The organism is Demequina phytophila (assembly GCF_000971135.1).
In the GTDB taxonomy this organism is placed as follows: domain Bacteria; phylum Actinomycetota; class Actinomycetes; order Actinomycetales; family Demequinaceae; genus Demequina; species Demequina phytophila.
Genome location: NZ_BBLW01000004.1, coordinates 272948 through 290590 on the forward strand (window position 1 = coordinate 272948; position 17643 = coordinate 290590).

Genomic DNA, 17643 nt, shown 5'->3' on the forward strand with positions numbered 1-17643 from the left:
CCGCTTCCGCGTGTCACCGTCGCGTCAGGGGGTGGTGACGTCGGGCTCGGGCTCCGCCGTGGAGCTCGCGGTCGCCTCCGGGGACGGCTCCGCGCTCGAACCCGAGCCCGCCCCGGCGGTGTCGCCGGGCTGCGCGCCGGTCAGCTCCGCCTCGGCGAGGATCGCGTCCTCGATGGCCGCCGCGAGGGCGTCCTGCGCCTCGCCGTACGCGGTGAAGTCGCCGTTCGCGAGCGCCGTCTGGCTGGCCTGCAGCGCCTGGTTCGCGCGGTCGAGCGCGTCCTGGAGCGCCGCCTCGGCGGTCGGGTCGACCGCCCCGCCATCGGTCGAACCATCGGTGGACCCGTCGGTCGAGCCGTCCGTGGATCCATCGGTGGAGCCCGTGCCGTTGTCCCCGGCGGCACCGTCGCCCGCACCCTCCCCGAACACCTGGTCGAGCGCCTCGGACAGCGTGTCCGCGAACCCGACCTCGTTGCCGAACGCCACGAACACCTTGCGCAGCAGCGGCACCTGCGTGCCCTGGCTCGACTGCACGTAGACGGGCTGGACGTACAGCAGACCGCCCGCGAGCGGCAGCGTGAGCAGGTTGCCGTTGATGACGTCGGTCTCGCCCTGACGCAGCAGGTTGAGGGTCTCCTGGGCGTCCGGATCGGAGTTGAAGTTGTTCTGCACCTGGCCCGGGCCCGGGATGGTGGTGTCGCGCGGCAGCTCGAGCAGGCGCAGCGTGCCGTAGTCCTCGTCGACCTCCCCCGCGGTGGCGCCCGTCTCCGAGTTCACGGCCAGGTAGCCGGTGAGGATGTTGCGCGGGTTGTCACCGCCCTGGATGTAGTTGCTGGTGAGCGAGAACGTCGGGTCGTCCTGCGACGGCATCTGCAGCGTGAGGTAGTACGGCGGCTGCAGGCGGGTGTCGTCGGTCGGGTCGGCCGGGTTGCGCCAGAAGTCCTGGCCCGAGTAGAACGACGCCGCGTCGGTGACGTGGTACTGGGTGAGCTGGTAGCGCTGGATCGCGAAGAGGTCCTCGGGGTAGCGCAGGTGGCTCATCAGGTCGCCGCTGATCTCGCTCATCGGGTGGATCGAGCTCGGGAAGATGTGCTGCCAGGTCTGCAGGATCGGGTCCTCGGGGTCCCACGCGTACAGCGTGACCGAGCCGTCGTACGCGTCGACCACGGCCTTGACCGAGTTGCGCACGTAGTTGAGCACCGTGCTGGCGCCCGGCACCGCGGACTGCTGCGCGAACAGCGTGTCCGAGGCGACCGGCGCGGAGTACGGGTACTGGTCGGTGGTGGTGTAGCCGTCGACCACCCACACCACGCGCTCGTCCACCACGGCGGGGTACGCGGTCTGGTCGAGCTCGAGATACGGGGCGACGCGAGCGACGCGGTCGAGCGGGTCGCGGTAGTAGAGGATCTGCGACTCGGAGGTCACGCGGTCGGAGAACAGGATCTGCTCCTCGCCCATCCGGATCGCGAACATCAGCTTCTCGAAGATGTTGCCGATCGCGGGTCCGCCGTCACCGGAGTAGGTGGTGTTGACCTGACCGGTCTCCGAGTTGTCGTCGGGGTAGTCGAGCTCCCACGGGTTGGTGCCCTCCGGGGCGCCGACGATCGAGTAGTCGGGCACGGTGGAGCCGAAGTAGATGCGGGGCTCGTAGTCGCCCAGCAGGCCCACCGAGGGGATCCCACGCTCGAAGAACGACGGCTGCCCGTCGGACGTGGTGGTGTTGCCGTAGGCCGCGACCACGCCGAAGCCGTGGGTGTAGACCGTGTGGTCGTTGACCCAGTTGCGGCTCTCCGAGCCCAGCCCGTCGAGGTTGAGCTCGCGCACCGCGATGACGGTGTCCTGCAGCTCGCCGTCGAGGCTGTAGCGGTCGACGTTGAGGAGGTCCGCGAAGTTGTAGTACTGCTTGTTCTGCTGGAGCTGCTGGAACGCCGGCGACACGATGTTCGGGTCGAGCAGGCGGATCTGCGCCGTGGTCTCGGCGTCGGCGCGCAGCGCGTTCGCCTCGGCCTCCGTGGTCGCGTCGTACGGCGTCACCTCGACGTCGTCGATGCCGTACGCGTACCGCGTGGCGTCGATGTTGTTCTGGATGAAGGGCGCCTCGAGCTCCTGCTCGTTGGGCGACACCTGGAAGCGCTGCACGATCGCGGGGTAGATGCCGCCGATCACCACGGCGGACAGCAGCATGAGGCCGATCCCCATGGCAGGGATGCGCCAGTCGCCGCGCCAGATCACCACCAGGAACACGAGCGCGACCAGGATCGCGATGCCCGCCAGGATGGAGCGCGACGGGAGGATCGCGTTGATGTCCGTGTAGGACGCGCCGTAGAACTTCTCCCCCGACTTCGTGAGCAGCCCGTAGCGGTCGAACCAGTAGTTCGCGGCGATCGCGAGCATGACGAGCGCACCGAGGACCGCCAGCTGGATCCGCGCGCCCTTCGAGGCCACGAACGTCCGGCCGGTGCCCGCGATGCCGCCGTACAGCAGGTGCACGAACGCCGCGATCAGGGTCGACAGGACCGCGAGCGCGAGCACGAGGGTGACGACGAGGTTGAGCATCGGCAGCGAGAACACGTAGAAGGACGCGTCGAGCCCGAACTGCGGGTCGGTGGTGCCGAACTTCTCGTGATTCAGCCACGCGAGCACGGTCTCCCACTGCGACGACACCGCGAGCCCGACCACCAGGCCGATCACGGCGGGCAGGACGATCATCGCGAGCCGCTCGATCGGCTCGATCTGCTCGCGCACCTGATCGAGCTGGCTGCGACCGCCGGTGCGGGCCGGCCGGACGCGCTTGGCGATCCACAGGTTGAGCCAGATGACGAAGGCGCCCAGAGCACCCGCGGCGACGAACAGCACGATGCGCGCGAGCCACTGCGTGCGCCACACCTCCGCGAACCCGAGCTGGTCGTACCAGACCACCTCGGTCCAGATGTTGGCGGTCGCGATCGCCGCCAGGACGAGCGCGCCGAGCACCACGGCGGTGATCGCGAGGGGCGATCGGCGCTGCGGCACGGGGGCGGGCCTGACCGGGCGGGCGGGGCGGTCGTCGAACGTCACGTCGTTGTCCTTCGGGTCGGGATGTGTCTAGCCTGCCATGCTCAGCACGTGGGGAGGTCGGCCGTGTCCCCCTGGCCGATGCGCGTGATCGCGTCGTACGCATCGTCGAGCGTGTCTACCGCGACAACGCGGAGACCATCAGGGATGTTGCCGACCACGGCCGGGCAGTTCTCGACCGGCGCGAGGAACCAGTCCGAGCCGGCATCCTGCGCGCCGTACATCTTCATCGTGATCCCGCCGATCGGGCCCACGTCGCCGGTCGCGTCGATGGTGCCGGTGCCCGCGACGAGCGCGCCGTCGAGCTCGTCGGCCTCGGTGAGGCGGTCCATGATCCCGAGGGAGAACATCAGCCCCGCCGAGGGACCGCCCACGGAGTCGATCTGGACGGTGACGTCGATCGGGAGGTCGAAGGTCGGGTCGATCCACACGCCGATCGCGGCGTCGCCCGCACCGTCATCGACGGTCGCGAACGTCTCCGTCACCTCGGCGTCGTCGCGCATCACCGTCACCGCGACCTCGTCGCCCGGCGAGTGCACGGCGATCGCGTCCGCGAGGCTCGCGAAGGTGGGCACGGGCTCGCCGTCGATGGCCGTGATGACGTCGCCGTCCTCGAGCACCCCCTCGGCGTTCGAGCCCTCGGACGTGCCGACCACCTCGAGCACGGCGGGAACCGGGTGGCCGAGCGCCTCGAGCGCGGAGACGGTGGCGCGCTCCTGCGAGGTGGTCCAGTCGTTCTGCGCCTGACGCTCCGCCTGCTCCTCCTCGTCGGCGGTGCCGAACACCTGCTCCTCGGGGACCACGTACTGCCGCGGGGAGGCCCACGCGGCGAGCACGCGCCCGAGCGTGAAGGGCTGCGATCCGGCGTTGGACACGGAGACGGTCGTGAGACGCAGCTCGCCCGACGAGGTGTAGGTGGGCGCGCCCTCGATCTCGACGAGCGGCGTGCCGTCGACCTCGCCGAGCGTGTCGAACGTCGGTCCGGCCGAGCCGATCGCGTACGGCGACGGCACGATGGTGAGCAGCGCGATGAGCGCGCTCGTCGCGAGGCCCGTCACGGACATGACGGTGGCGCGTCGCGTGGACGCCGTGCGCTCCGCAGGGACGGGGGTGCTGGCCTCGGTGGTCGTCACGCCCCCATTCTTGCCGATGCCCCGCGCGGCATAGGACGGCATTGCTGGTAGCGAACGCCGCCGCGGCGCGGGCCCCTCCTTCGTTACCGTGGTGGAGGCACGCATGAGGCGTGCGCGGACGGAGTGAGCGTGAGCGACGATTCGACGCCGTGGATGCGGCTGCTGCGAGAGCTGTTCGGGGACGATGCGGAGGCCGCCCTCGAGGAGCTGCAGAGGATGGGCATGGACCCGCAGGCGCTCGCCGCGCAGGCCGGTCTCGCCGACAACCCGGCGATGATGGAGCACGTCCTGGGCCAGATCCGTGCGCTCGTGTCGCAGTCGGACGGCGAGGACGTCAACTGGAAGCTGGCGCACGACGTCGCGCGCGGTGTCGCGGCGCAGGGCGGCGATCCGACCGTCTCGGGCGCGACGGCGGCGCTGCATCGCCAGGCGATCTCGCGCGCGGAGCTGTGGCTCGACGCGGTCACCGACTTCGACCCGACGCGGCTCGAGCCGCGTGTGTGGAGCCGTGCCGAATGGGTCGAGGCGACGCTGCCCACGTGGCGCACGCTCGCCGGCCCGGTCGCGGTGAGCGTGTCGCACGCGCTCAGCGGCCTGCTCGAGGGAGCCGACGACCTGCCCGAGACGGGCGGCCTCGATCCCTCCGCGCTGCTCCGCTCCGTCGCGCCGACCGTGTGCGGCATGCACATGGGCCAGGCGGCGGGCGAGATGGCGCGCGAGGCGTTCGGCGCCACGGACCTCGGGATCCCGCTGCTCGCGGAGCCGCGCGTGGTGCTGGTCCCCCGAGCGATCACCGAGTTCGCCGAGGGGCTCGACGTCGACGAGGACGCCGTGCGCACCTTCCTCGCGCTGCGCGAGGCCGCGCATGTGCGGCTGTTCGCCGCCGCCCCATGGCTGCCCGGCCAGCTGCACACCCTGATCGAGCGCTACTCGCAGGGCATCACCATCGACCTCGAGGCGCTCGAGGAGGCGGTGAGGGACGCGGGCATGGGCGACCCGGAACGTCTCCAGAAGGCGCTCAACCGCGGAATCTTCGCGTCGCAGCACACCGACGAGCAGAAGGCGACGCTCGAGTCGATCGAGACGCTCCTCGCGCTGGTCGAGGGCTGGGTGGACGACGTCACGATGCGCGCGGCGGCCGCGCACCTGCCCGACGTGGGCGCGCTGCGCGAGATGATGCGCCGCCGCCGCGCCGCCGGCGGGCCTGCCGAGGACACGTTCGCCAACCTGCTGTCGCTCGAGCTGCGTCCGCGCCGCATGCGCGACGCGTCGGCGATGTGGGCCTCGCTGCACGCCCGCCTGGGGGCGGAGGGCCGCGACGGCGTGTGGTCGCACCCGGACCTGCTGCCGGCCTCCGGGGAGCTCGCGCAGTGGCAGGCGTGGGTCGACGGCTACGTCGCGCGCGGCGAGGGAGACGAGGTCGATCGCGAGCTGGAGCGCCTGCTCGGCTCCGATGACGGGTAAGGTGCAGACGGACCGCGGGGGCGACACCCCTCCACCGATGGAGGGAAATCGGGCCCGCGCGTCTACGCTGGGGGACCAAGGGCCCGTGGAGGCCCGTAGACGTGCGGCGCGTACCGCCGCGCCACAGAGAAGAAGGAGAGCCGCATGGCTGACAAGTACTCGGGCGAGTTCTACTGCGTGAAGTGCAAGGAGAAGCGCGAGACCGAGGGCGACGTCGTCGTCTCGGAGAACGGTCGCCGCATGGCGAAGGCCACCTGCCCCGTGTGCGGCACCAAGCTGAACCGCATCCTCGGCAAGGCCTGAAGCCAGCAGAGCTCGTCGAAGGGCCGGTCCCCGCTGGGGGCCGGCCCTTCGCACGTCTCCGGGACGGTGACGGGCCCGCCCTGTGGACAACCGCACCGTCCCGACGCCCGGATGGCACCGTGGACCGATGGACGATGCACCCTCCCCTCCGGTGCTGTGGCGCGGCGACGGCGCGGACCAGGTGGGCATCGCACGCCGCGCGCGCCGCAGGACGCTGGCGGGTCACCACGTGCGGGTGCACGGCCTGGGGCCGGTCGGGGTCGCGGCGGCTGAGGCCGCTGCGCGCGGGGGCGCGGACGCGGTGAGCCTGGCGGGGTCGCGGGAGGCGCCCGCGGCACCGGTCGCGCGGCTGCTCGCCCGGATCGCGCCGGGGACACGCATCCACCTCGACACCGCGCGACGTGTCGACGGGTCGATCGTCGCCGCGTACGGCTCCGTGGCTCCCGCGCTCGCCCACCGCCTGCTCCTGGACGGGCCGCACGTCGCGGCCCTCGCGGACGAGTCCGGCGTGAGCATCCTCCCGGTCCGCGCCGGCGCCGGCGCATGCCTGCGTTGCCACGCCCTGCTGCGCACGGACCGCGATCCGGCCTGGCCCGTGCTGGCGCGCCAGTGCGAGGCGCTCACCGAGCAGGCCGATCCGCTCACGGCGACTGTCGCGGGCGGCTTGGCCGTCGCGTCGCTGGCCGCCCTGCTCGAGAACCGACCCGCACGTCCGTGGCGGATCGAGCATGGGCTGCCGCGGCGCACCGCGGTCCCGCCGCACCCCGCCTGCGGGTGCGGCGCGGCGTGACTCAATGCTCGGCGACGATCTCCAGGATCTGCACGCCGTACTTGTCGAGCTTCGAGGCGCCCACGCCGCTCACGCGGGCCAGCTCGCCCAGCGTCCCCGGGCGGTCGCGCGCGATCTCCACCAGGGACGCGTCGACCAGCACGGTGAACGCCGGCTTCGAGGTCTCCTGCGCGACCGCGAGCCGCCACCGCTTGAGCGAGTCGAACAGCCGCAGCGCCTCCGGACCCAGATCGGCGAGCTTCGCGGACGTCGACTGGCGCTGGACGCGGGCGGGCCGGGCGTCCGGCCACTGCTGCTCGAGGAAGCGGGTCCGCTTCCGGGTGCCCTTGCCGCCCGCCTTGCGCGACCGCGCGAAGCTCAACGCGAGGTGCTCGCGTGCTCGCGTGATCGAGACGTACAGCAGGCGTCGCTCCTCCTCCAGCTGCTCGTCGGTCTCCGCGTGGGTGATGGGCAGCAGACCCTCGGAGCAGCCGACGATGAACACCGCGTCCCACTCGAGACCCTTCGCGGCGTGCATGGACGTGAGGGTCACCCCCTCGACCGCGGGCGCGTGCTGCGCCTGCGCGCGCTCGGCGAGGTGGTCGACGAGGTCGCGCATGGTCGCCGCGCCGCCCGTGTCGGTCGCGAGGTCGTCCGCCAGGTTGACGAGCGCCTGCAGCGCGTCCCACCGCTCGCGCACCGCGCCGCGCGCCGCCGGCGGCTCCTCGGCCCAGCCCAGCTCGCCGAGCGCGTCGCGCACCCGCTCGCCCAGCGGGCGTTCATCGGACGCCACCGCGGCGCCGCGCAGGAGCACGATCGCGCGGCGCACCTCGTCGCGGTCGAAGAACCGTCGCCCGCCGCGCACCAGGTAGCCGATGCCACGCTCGGCGAGGGCCTCCTCGACGGCCTCCGACTGGCTGTTGACGCGGTACAGCACCGCGATCTCGCGGGCGGGCACGCCCGTCGCGATGAGCCGTTCGACCTGCGCGGCCACGCCCTGCGCCTCCGACTCGTCGTCGTCGTACGCACGGTAGTCGGGCGCGGGCCCCGAGGGACGCTGCGCGACGAGCTCGACGCCCACGCCCGCGGAGCCGCGCCTGCGCATGAGCTCGTTGGCGAGCCGCACCACCTGGGGCGTCGAGCGGTAGTCGCGCACCAGGCGCACCTGCGTCGCGTCCGGGTACGTGCGCGTGAACTGCAGCAGGTGCTGCGGGCTCGCCCCCGCGAACGAGTAGATGGTCTGCGCGGGGTCTCCCACCACGCACAGCTCGCGCCGGCCCCCCAGCCACTGCTCGAGCAGGAACTGCTGCAGCGGCGACACGTCCTGATACTCGTCGACCACGAAGTGCCGGTACTGCCGGCGGATCTGGTCGCCCACCTCGACGTGACGGCCGATCATGTCCGCGAGCAGCAGCAGGATGTCCTCGAAGTCGAGCACCACGGCGTTGGTCTTCGCGTCCTCGTACGCGCGCATGACGTCCGCGACCTGGCTCGCGGGCAGGTTCGCCGGCGACGGCCGTCCCAGCCGCGCGATCTTGGCGGCGTACTCGTCCGCGGCGACCAGCGACACCTTCGCCCACTCGATCTCGGAGGCGAGGTCACGCACCGTCAGCCGGTCGGGGCTCAAGCCCGCCTCGCGCGCCGCACGTCCCACCAGCGGCGCCTTCTGCTCCACGAGGCCCGGGATCTGGCCGCCCACCACCTCGGGCCAGAAGTACGACAGCTGACGCAGCGCCGCGGCGTGGAACGTGCGCGCCTGCACGCCGGTGACGCCGAGACCGCGCAGGCGCGTCCGCATCTCCCCCGCGGCGCGCGCCGTGAACGTGACGGCAAGGACGGACTGCGGGTTGTAGGCGTTGACGCGCACCCCGTAGGCGATGCGGTGCGTGATCGCCCGCGTCTTGCCCGTGCCCGCGCCGGCGAGCACCGCGACGGGCCCGTGGAGGGCTGTGGCGACCTCCCGCTGCTCGGGGTCGAGGGCGTCGAGGATCTGGTCTGCTGACATCGCGGCCATTGTGTCAGGGACGGCCGACAGCCGGGCACGGGCCTGTGGACGATGCGGGGGTCGCCTTCAACGCGGCAGGCGGCCGCGGCGCACGTCGAGCCAGCGGCCCTCGTCGCGCGCCAGCCCCTCGAGCTCCCGCACGCGTTCGAGCATCAGCGCGACCGCCTCGGCGGAACCCTCGTCCGTGGGTAGCGGCTCGCCGCGCCAGCGGGCGAGGCACGCCGGCCCGATCGCCCAGCGCCACCACTCGGCACGCTGGGACGCGGGGTAGGCCGCGCATCGTGCCTCCGACCAGTCCCACGTGACGCAGAAGCCCAGGACGTCGTTCTCGAGGAACAGGTGGAGGATGTGGCTCGACGAGCCGTTCGTCACGCCGGCGACCCGGTAGCCGCGGTCCTCGAGGGTCGAGCGCATGGGTCCGGTGACCAGCCCGACGGTCTGCGCGAAGGAGCCGAGCTCGATCATGGCTCTCCTCTCGCGCGGGTCTTGGCGCGAGGGTAGCGGCGGAACGGTCAGACGTCGATGGTCGCGTCGGGACGACGCTCCGGCAGCGCGCCGCCGAACCAGTCCTCGAGCATGCGACGCGCGACCGAGCCCTTGGGCGCGAGGATCACCTCGCCCGAGGCGATGAGCTCGCCCAGGCCCTCGCGGGCGACGAACCGCGCCTCGGAGATCTCGTCCATGTCGAGCCGCATCGCGTCCGGGTCCTCGGTGCGGGCGCGGAACGCGACCATCACCGACGCCGGGAAGGGCCAGGGCTGGGAGCCGAGGTACTCGAGCCCGGTCAGCGTGAGCCCGGCCTCCTCGGCGACCTCACGGTGGACGGCCTGCTCGAGCGTCTCGCCGGGCTCGACGTACCCGGCGAGGTGGGAGAAGCGGCGGGGCGACCACGGCGTGGCGTGGGCGAGCAGCAGCCGGTCCTCGGGGTCGGTGATCGCGACGATCATCGCGGGGTCGGTGCGCGGGTAGTGCTCGCGGTCGTCCCGCTCGCAGCGGCGCACCCAGCCGCCTTGGGTCGGGACGGTCGGCTCGCCGCACAGCGCGCAGCGCGGATGGTTCGCGTGCCAGGTCGCGATGGCGACGGCGGTGGTGGCGAGCTCGTGCTCGCGCTCGCCCTCCGCGCCACGATCCCAGAAGCCCGCGAGCAGGTCGCGCAGGCCGCGCATGCGGTCCCCGCCGATCCCGTCCGGGTCCATGCCGAACGCGGGGTCCTCCGGCACGAGCGCGACCAGGTCGCGACCCTCGTCGCGACCCAGGTAGATGCGGAGCGCGGCGGGCGGCTGGGCGTCCGGGCGCAGCTCGAGGACGCGGCCGTCCGCGACGAGCACGCGTCCGTCGCGCACCACGATCGCGTCGCACGCGGCGAGGTCGGTGGTCGCGCGACGCTCGGCGGCCCGATCGACGCGGCTGGGGTGGTCGAGCGGCCAAGGATTCCTCACCCGGTCACCGTACCGCCGTCACGACCCGGCGGCGTCAGGCATCATGCCTGGCCCGCGCGGCGTGGAGCGTGGCGCCCGCCCCGGCTTGGCCCTACGGTGAGCCTGTGCCTCGTTCTCCGCTCGCGCTCGCCGCCCTGGCGTCCGTCGCCGTGCCCGGGCTCGACGTCTACGACGTGCTGCGCAGCCCGCACACCGACGCGGACTTCGAGGTCGTGGTGGTGAAGGACGCGACCGGCAAGCGCTGGATCGTCCGCGCCCCCAAGCGCGCAGCCGCCGGTGCCGCTCTCGAGGCCGAGAAGGGTCTGCTGGGCGCGCTCGGGCGGGCCAAGGAGGCCGGGATCGTGTCCTTCGAGGTGCCGCATCCCGTGGGCGCGGCGGAGCTGCCGGACGACACGGGGCGCGCGATCGTCTACACCGAGGTGCCCGGCGCCCCGCTCATGCTGGCGGCGCTGCACCCGGGCCCCGGCCTCGCCGCCACCGTGGGCCGCGCGCTGGCCGAGGTGCACGAGCTCCCGGTCACCGTGATCGAGGACCAGGGGCTGCCCGCGTACTCCGCCGAGGAGTACCGCGCGCGCCGCCTCGCGGAGCTCGATGCCGGCATCCAGACCGGCAAGGTGCCGCCGCGTCTCGCCGACCGGTGGGAGCACCAGCTCGAGAACGTGTCGTGGTGGAGGTTCGACCCGACTGTGGTGCACGGCGACATGGGCGAGCACCAGGTGTACGTCGCGGACGGCTCCGTGTCCGGCATCGTGGATTGGATGGACGCCCGCGTCGCCGACCCGGCCGACGACCTCGCGTGGCTGGTCGCCGCGGCCCCCGACGACGTGCTCGACTCGGTGGTCGAGGCCTACCACGGCCGCCGCCGCGAGATGCGGGACCCGCACCTGCTGGATCGCGCGCGCCTCGCGTCCGAGATGGCGCTGATGCGCTGGCTCATGTACGGGGTGCGGACCGACAACCCGGACGTGGTCGCCGATGGCGAGGGCATGCTCGCCGACCTCGAGGCGATGCTGTTCGACGAGGAGGAGGAGTAGCCCTCCTCACCGGATCGTCGGCGCGAGCAGCGCCTCGATCTCCTCGCGGCCCAGCAGCCGCTCGGGTCGCACCGTCGCGTCGTCGCGGACGTAGTGGAACGCCGCGTCGACGGCGTCGAGCGGCACGCCCGTCCACTCCGCCCACGCGAGGCGGTACACCGCCAGCTGCACCTCGCGTGCCGCCCGCTCCTCCGCTCCTCGCGGCGCGGAGCCGGACTTCCAGTCGACCACGGTGACACGGTCGAGACCGGCGCCCGCGGGGAACACGGCGTCGATGCGGGAGCGGATGGTGACACCCGCGAGCGGGAGCTCGACGTCGACCTCGATGTGGCTGGGCACGCGGCCGGCCCACTCGGACCGCGCGAACGCGTCCTTGAGGGCCTCGAGGTCGGTCTCGTCCTCACCCGGCCCCAGGTCATCGAGCGACAGCAGCGGCACATGGCCGTACTGCGCCTCGATCCACGCGTGCAGCAGGCTTCCGCGGCGCGCGGCGGGGGTGGGCGCGGCGGGCAGCGGCCGGCGCAGCTGCGCGGTGAACGCGTCGCGGTCGCGGCGCAGCGACACCAGGCCGGAGGTCGACAGGTGTGCGGGCAGCGCGACGTCGCCGACTCCGGTCTCGCGCGCGCGCCGCTCCTCGAGCATCGCGGCGATCTCGCGTCCGAGCGGGAGCCGTTCCCACCGTGCCGCGGCAGGGTCCTCGCCCGCCTCCACGCCGGCCACCATGGCCGCGCGCACCTCGACCGCGAGCTCGCGCCGCGCGAGCTGCGCATCGCTGGGCGCGGGCGGCCAGGTCGCGGTGACGGGAACGACCTCGACGGCGGAGCCGTCCTCGGGGCGCGGCGCCCAGGAGGCGTCCGTGAGCATGCCGGCCTCGACCAGCTCCCGCAGGTAGCACGACGGCGTCCGCACGGTCGCGCCGCCGACCCGCCACGAGGCCGACAGCAGCACGTGCGAACGCGCGCGGGTCACGGCGACGTAGAACAGGCGGCGCTCCTCGGCGACGCGATGGAGCCCGCACGCCTTCTCGAAGTCCTCGAGCGTGTCGCCGAGCGTGCCGTGGTCCGCGGCGCCGCGCCAGTCCCAGCGCGGCAGGTCGGCGTGGTCGAGGCGCAGCTCGTAGGGCAGCTCGAGGTTGCGCCCTCGCCATCCCGCGTCCGTGTAGTACGGGCGCCGCGAGGACGGCTCGCCGACCGACGGGAAGTGGCCGTCGACCAGCCCGGGCACGGCGACGACGTCCCACTCGAGCCCCTTCGCGGCGTGCACGGTGAGCACCTGCACCGCGCCGGGCTCGGGCTCCTTGACCGGGAGCTCGAGACCGCCCTCCTCGCTGCGCGCCGCCTCGAGCCACGCGAGGAACGCGCCGAGGGTCGCGCGCTCCGCGCCCGCGGCGAACTGCCGCGCGGCGTCGACGAACGCGTCGACGTTGCGCGCCGCCCGGCCGTCGGGACGCGCGACGGCGGCCTCGATGTCGAGACCCCAGGCGCGCTCGGCGGCGAGGATGAGCTCCGGCAGCGAGAGGTAGGTGCGGGTGCGGATGGAGTCGACGGCGCGCTGGAGGCGGACGATGCGCGCGTGGGCCACGGCGCCGAGCGACCGGCCCTCGCGGGAGGTCCAGCCCGCGGGCGGCGGGGTGGCGAGGGCGTCGACGAGGCTCGGCTCCGAGTCGCGCGCCTCGCGGGGTCCCGCGAGCTCGCGCGACCAGTCCTGCAGCGCCGCGAGGTCGCGGATGCCGAGCGCGACCCGCTCGGAGGTGAGCAGGCGCATCGCCGAGTCCCCGCGCGACGGGTCGTGCGCGATCTCGAGCAGCGCCACCAGATCCGACACCTCCGGGGTGTCGACGAGGCCGCCGAGCCCCACCACCTCGTAGTCGACACCGGCACGCACGAGCGCCTCGACCATCGCGGCGAACTGGGCCCGCCTGCGGCACAGGATCGCGGCGGTCGGCAGCTCGGGTCCGGTCCGCAGCTCCGCACGACGGTCCGCGAGGAAGGCGACCACGGCATCGGCCTCCTGCACGTGGTCCTCGGTGACGAGGCTGTCGACGCCGGGCGCGCGGCGGCGCGGCTCCTCCTCGCCCAGGAACGCGGCGCGCGAGCGCAGCGGGCGCACATCCACGCGGGAGGCCTCGCGCAGCGGGGCGGCGGCCGCGTTGGCGACCGCCAGCACCGATCCCTCGTTGCGCCACGAGACGGACAGGCTGCGCTGCGCGACGTCGCGCCCGTGCGCGAACTCGTCGACGAACATGGGCAGCGCGCTCTCCGAGGCGCCTCGGAAGCCGTAGATCGCCTGGTTCGGGTCGCCGACCGCCATGACGTGGTGGTCGGCGCCGAACAGCCGCGCGAACAGCCGGAGCTGGCCGGGCGACGTATCCTGGAACTCGTCGAGCAGGACGGCACGGTAGCGGCCTCGCTCGACGGCCTGCACCGTCTCGAGCCGCGACAGCTCCGCCGCGAAGGCGACCTGGTCCGCGAAGTCGAGCTGGGAAGCGTCGCGCTTGCGGCGCTGGAACTCCTCGACCAGGCCGGACACCGCGATGAGCGTGCGCAGCTTCGCGAGGCGCTTCGCGTGGTCGTTGGGGGTGCCGGTGCGCGTGGTGAGCGGGCCGGGAGCGCGGTCGCCGACGTTCTTGGGGAGCTCCTCGAGGGCGGTCAGCGCCTGCCGTGCCCAGTCGCGCAGCGCCTCGGGCGCGACGTCGTGGTCGCGCAGCTGTCCGGAGAGGCGCGAGATGGAGGCGGTGACGGTGCTGACGGCGGCGTCGGTGTCGAGCGGCGCCGTCCAGGAGGTGACCACGTCCGAGGCGAGCTGCCACAGCGCGGCCGCGGTGAGCGTGGTGGCGTCCGGGTCGATGCCGAGCCGCAGCCCGTGCTCGGCGACCAGCTGCGCCGAGTACGCGTTGTAGGTCGACACCGAGGCGGGCGGACGCGCCGGGTCCTCGCCGAACGCGGCGGCGATGCGTGACTCGGCGCGTTCGGCGATCTCCGCGGCGGCCTTGCGGGTGAAGGTGAGGCAGAGGATCTCGTCGGGGCTGATGGCCGTCCCGAACAGCTCCTCGGCGTGGTCGAGGAGGTGGACGATGCGCAGCGACAGCGTCTCCGTCTTGCCGGAGCCCGCGCCGGCGACCACCAGCATGGGGTCGAGGCCGGCGCCGATGACGTCCTCCTGCTCGGGCGTGGGTGGCCGGCCCGTCACGAGCTCGACGAGCTCGCGTGCCGCGCGTGCCTCTCCGCGCACCAGCCCCTCGTCGGGCAGCACCGTCCCGCTCATCCGTCCGTCACCTGCCTTCCGCTGGGCCACGCCGGGCACGACCGTCGCACAGGGCACGACGGGCAGCGGTCGTTGGTGATGGCGGTGAACGTCGCCTGCGCCATGGTGTCGACGGCGTCGGCGAGGCGAGCGGTCTCGCGCTCCACGTCGATCGCCGGCTGGGCGCGCTCGCTCGCGCCCTGGGTCGCGCCGCCGACGAACACCAGTGCGGCGCCGTCGGCCTGCTCGACCCCGGTGAACCCGCCATGGTCGGCGGCGAGCTGGTACATCGCGAGCTGCGCGTGCTCCTCGGCGTCCCTTGCGGAGACCGCCTGGCCCGTCTTGAGATCGACGATTCGCGCGGCGCCGTCGGTCACCTCGACCCTGTCCGCGCTGCCCGCGACCACGGCGCGGCCGATCTGCACGGAGAACGGCTGCTCGACGCGCACCTCACCCGCCCGCACGGCGGCGACGTATCCGGCGAGGCGACGGATCATGGCGTCCGCGCGGTCCTTGAGGACGCGGTCGGGCCAGGTGTCCGTGCCCGCGATCGCGGGCCAGCGCTCCTCGAGCGCGGCGGCGAGCTCGGCATGGGTGCCGCGGGGGAACGCCGCGGCGACCTCGTGCACCAGGGTGCCGAGGCTCTGCTTCTCGGAGGCCGCGGCACTGCCGCCGGCGGTCTCGAGCGCCCAGCGCAGCGGGCAGGTCTCGAGCGCCTCCAGCCGCGAGGGCGACACGCGCACCGGCGCCTCGTCCTCCCACATCGCGACGTCGGACGAGGGTGCGGGAACTCCGTGCCAGTCCTCGGGGTCCGCGCCGGCGACGCCCATCGCGGCGAGCCTCGCGAGCAGCTCGACGTGCGCGACCCGTCCCGCCCCCTGGGCCTCGACCGCTCCGGCGCGCACCGCGGCCACCGCAGACCTCAGGTCCGTCACGCGTGGCGTCGCGTCCGCGCGCACCGCCTCGACGCCCGCGGCCGCGGCCGCCCAGGCCAGGAACCGGGACGGCCTCTCGTCCTCGCCGTCGACGCACGTGAGCACCAGCCGCGTACGCGCACGCGACACGGCCACGGCGAAGGCGCGCGTCTCGTCATCCACGACGGCGCGGCGGGCGGCGCGCGCCCAGGCGGCACGAGCACGAGGCTCGAGCGGCACGGCCTCGGCGCGGCCGGCGATGATCTCCGCGAGCTGGTGCGCGCCCAGCACAGCGTCGCGCAGGCGCGTATCCGGCCACGCCCCCTCCTCGAGCCCCGCGACCACCGCGAGCTCCCACTCGCGGCCCGCCGCGGATGCGGGCGTGCAGAACGCGACGGCGTCCTCGACCCGCGCCGTCGCGCCCAGGGTGTCCGCGGCGAAGTCCTGGCCCTCGAGATGCTCCACGAACGACCCGACGGACGCCGACGGCATGCGCTCGACGTAGACGGCCGCGGCGCGCATCAGCGCGATCACGGCGTCCAGGTCGGCGTCGTCGCGCGCGGACCCGGCGAGCGCGGCCGCGCGCCAGTCGTCCGCGACGCCGAGCGCATCCCACACGGCCCACGCGACGGTCGCCGCGGTGCCCTCGTCCGCGGCGGCGGCGGTGCCGGCGGCCAGCGCCCGTGAGGCGCGTGCCGCGAGCCGCGCCTCGGGGATGCCGAGCGTGACCCAGCGCTCGGGCGCCTCGATCGCCTCCACGAGCAGCTCCGCGGACCCGCGGGCTCCCCCACCCCGCCGCTCCTCCTTCACGAGCGCGCGCCGCAGGCGCCGCATCGCCACCGGGTCGATGCCGACGATCCGCGAGCCGAGCAGCTCGACGGCCTCGGCCTCCTCCCATGGCGCGTCCTCGCCGCGAGCGTTCGCGGCGGCGCGACGCATGAGGGTGAGCAGCGGCGCGACCGCGGGTTCCGCGTGGAGCGCCGTGCCGTCGCCGAGCGTCTCGCAAGGGATGTCGGACGCCGCGAGGTCCGCCCGGATCTCGCGCAGGCGCGCGCTCGACCGCGCGATCACCACCATCTCCCCCCAGGGAACCTCGGGGCCGTCGAGCCCGTGACGGGCGCGCCGCAGCGCCTGGCCGATCGCGCGCGAGTGGGCGTGGCGGTGGGCGGCCACCAGGATGTCCACGCCCGGGTGCCCGGCAGCCGCGGCGACCGGGACACGCGCGGATCCGATCCCCGAGGTGCCGATCCGGCTCACGGCTGCGGCGGCGACGGCCGCGAGCGCCCCCGCCTGCCGGTGCCCGCCGCCGAGCCGCATCACCGTGGCGCCGAACCCTCCGGCCGCGGGCGCCGCGGTCGCGTTCGCGAGCACCGCCGGCACCGCGCCGCGATAGCCCTGCACCGCCTGGTCCGCGTTGCCCAGCAGCACCACGCGCGCACCCGCGCCGGCGAGCGCCCGCAGCAGCTCGATGCCGGCCTGGGTGAGATCCTGGGCGTCGTCGACCACGACGAGCGTCCAACCGGGCCGGTCCCCCGGCGCGTCCCAGCCGGCGAGCACGTCCGCGGCCTGCGCGACCACGACGGCGGGGTCGAATCGCGCACCCTGGTCCGGGGTGACGGAACGCCAGCCCAGGATCGCGTCGTACTCCTCCATGACGGCCGCCGCGGCGCGCCACTCGGGACGCCCGGCGGAGTCGCCGAGAGCGGCGAGATCTCCCGGCGTCAGCCCGGCCTCGCTCGCGCGCATGAGCAGGTCGCGCAGCTCCGCACGGAAGCCCGGCAGCCCGGTCGCCTCCGGCGGCACGGAGCCTCCCCAGTCGGGCGCGACGCCGAGCCCCGCGCGATGGCCCTCGAGCAGCTCGCGCAGGATCTGGTCCTGCTCGGCTCCCGTGACCAGCACGGGCGGCGGCTCGCCGAGCGCGGTCGCGTGGGCGGTGAGGATCGCGTGCGCCGCGGAGGCCGCGGTGCGCACCACCGGCGCGCCCACGGGCCTGTCGAGCCCGAGCGAGACCCGGTCACGCAGCCGCGCAGCCCCCTCGCGGGTGGCCGCGATCACCAGCAGCCGGTCGGGATCGGTGCCCCGGCGCGACGCTTCGAGCGCGAGCGCCGCGGCGAGCGCGGTCTTGCCCGAGCCCGGCGCGCCGACCACGACCAGGTGTCCGGCGTCGCCCGGACCCCGCGGCGCGAGGGCCCGCTCGAGCGCGGCCGACTGCGCCGCGTCCAGCGGCGGTAGCGGCGCCGGCGCGGCCGCCGGGAGGAGGCGCAGGTCGGTCATGCGCTCATCCCACC

Annotated in this window: 11 protein-coding genes; 4 read left to right on the forward strand and 7 right to left on the reverse strand. The window is 74.1% G+C overall.

Annotated elements, in window-relative coordinates:
- Positions 1-24 precede the first annotated feature (24 nt).
- Positions 25-3054 (reverse strand): UPF0182 family membrane protein, encoded by a 3030-nt coding sequence (locus AOM01_RS08205; protein ID WP_062291675.1) that lies wholly within the window; start codon positions 3052-3054, stop codon positions 25-27.
- Positions 3055-3095: 41 nt separating this feature from the next.
- On the reverse strand, positions 3096-4184 hold the full coding sequence (locus tag AOM01_RS08210; RefSeq protein WP_062291877.1) for a YlbL family protein: 1089 nt from the start codon (positions 4182-4184) through the stop codon (positions 3096-3098).
- 129 nt (positions 4185-4313) lie between these two features.
- Between AOM01_RS08210 and AOM01_RS08215 the strand changes: the two genes are divergently transcribed.
- The 3 genes from AOM01_RS08215 to AOM01_RS08220 all read left to right on the forward strand — a co-directional run bounded on the left by AOM01_RS08215 (position 4314) and on the right by AOM01_RS08220 (position 6741).
- Entirely contained in the window at positions 4314-5648 is a 1335-nt protein-coding gene (locus AOM01_RS08215; protein ID WP_228374257.1) for a zinc-dependent metalloprotease, read from the forward strand.
- Between the two features lie 144 nt (positions 5649-5792).
- Complete coding sequence (locus AOM01_RS14600; RefSeq protein ID WP_169746536.1) at positions 5793-5951, forward strand: DUF5679 domain-containing protein; 159 nt, start codon at positions 5793-5795, stop codon at positions 5949-5951.
- A 127-nt stretch (positions 5952-6078) separates the two neighbouring features.
- On the forward strand, positions 6079-6741 hold the full coding sequence (locus AOM01_RS08220; RefSeq protein WP_062291678.1) for a hypothetical protein: 663 nt from the start codon (positions 6079-6081) through the stop codon (positions 6739-6741).
- 1 nt (position 6742) lies between these two features.
- Here the strand turns inward: AOM01_RS08220 and AOM01_RS08225 are convergent, their stop codons facing one another.
- The 3 genes from AOM01_RS08225 to nudC all read right to left on the reverse strand — a co-directional run bounded on the left by AOM01_RS08225 (position 6743) and on the right by nudC (position 10164).
- Complete coding sequence (locus AOM01_RS08225) at positions 6743-8725, reverse strand: ATP-dependent helicase (protein ID WP_062291884.1); 1983 nt, start codon at positions 8723-8725, stop codon at positions 6743-6745.
- Positions 8726-8791: 66 nt separating this feature from the next.
- Positions 8792-9190 (reverse strand): hypothetical protein, encoded by a 399-nt coding sequence (locus tag AOM01_RS08230; protein WP_062291681.1) that lies wholly within the window; start codon positions 9188-9190, stop codon positions 8792-8794.
- Between the two features lie 47 nt (positions 9191-9237).
- Positions 9238-10164, reverse strand: coding sequence for an NAD(+) diphosphatase (nudC, locus tag AOM01_RS08235; RefSeq protein ID WP_062291683.1), 927 nt, complete (start codon positions 10162-10164; stop codon positions 9238-9240).
- A 104-nt stretch (positions 10165-10268) separates the two neighbouring features.
- On the opposite strand from nudC, the gene AOM01_RS08240 reads away from it, so the two are divergent.
- Positions 10269-11198, forward strand: a complete 930-nt coding sequence (locus AOM01_RS08240) for a phosphotransferase (protein ID WP_062291685.1) — start codon at positions 10269-10271, stop codon at positions 11196-11198.
- 6 nt (positions 11199-11204) lie between these two features.
- Here AOM01_RS08240 and AOM01_RS08245 read toward each other — a convergent pair whose 3' ends face one another.
- Positions 11205-14462 (reverse strand): ATP-dependent helicase, encoded by a 3258-nt coding sequence (locus AOM01_RS08245; RefSeq protein ID WP_156155900.1) that lies wholly within the window; start codon positions 14460-14462, stop codon positions 11205-11207.
- Positions 14459-17629: a UrvD/REP family ATP-dependent DNA helicase gene (locus AOM01_RS08250; RefSeq protein ID WP_062291691.1), complete on the reverse strand. Its 3171-nt coding sequence runs from the start codon at positions 17627-17629 to the stop codon at positions 14459-14461. Before AOM01_RS08250 ends, AOM01_RS08245 begins: the two co-directional genes overlap by 4 nt.
- Positions 17630-17643: the final 14 nt, after the last annotated feature.

Coding starts and splice junctions, on each gene's coding strand:
- AOM01_RS14600 (WP_169746536.1), top strand. CDS start 5,793: ATGGCTGACAAGTACTCGGGCGAGTTCTACTGCGTGAAGTGCAAGGAG.
- AOM01_RS08220 (WP_062291678.1), top strand. CDS start 6,079: ATGGACGATGCACCCTCCCCTCCGGTGCTGTGGCGCGGCGACGGCGCG.
- AOM01_RS08225 (WP_062291884.1), bottom strand. CDS start 8,725: ATGTCAGCAGACCAGATCCTCGACGCCCTCGACCCCGAGCAGCGGGAG.
- AOM01_RS08230 (WP_062291681.1), bottom strand. CDS start 9,190: ATGATCGAGCTCGGCTCCTTCGCGCAGACCGTCGGGCTGGTCACCGGA.
- AOM01_RS08245 (WP_156155900.1), bottom strand. CDS start 14,462: ATGAGCGGGACGGTGCTGCCCGACGAGGGGCTGGTGCGCGGAGAGGCA.
- AOM01_RS08250 (WP_062291691.1), bottom strand. CDS start 17,629: ATGACCGACCTGCGCCTCCTCCCGGCGGCCGCGCCGGCGCCGCTACCG.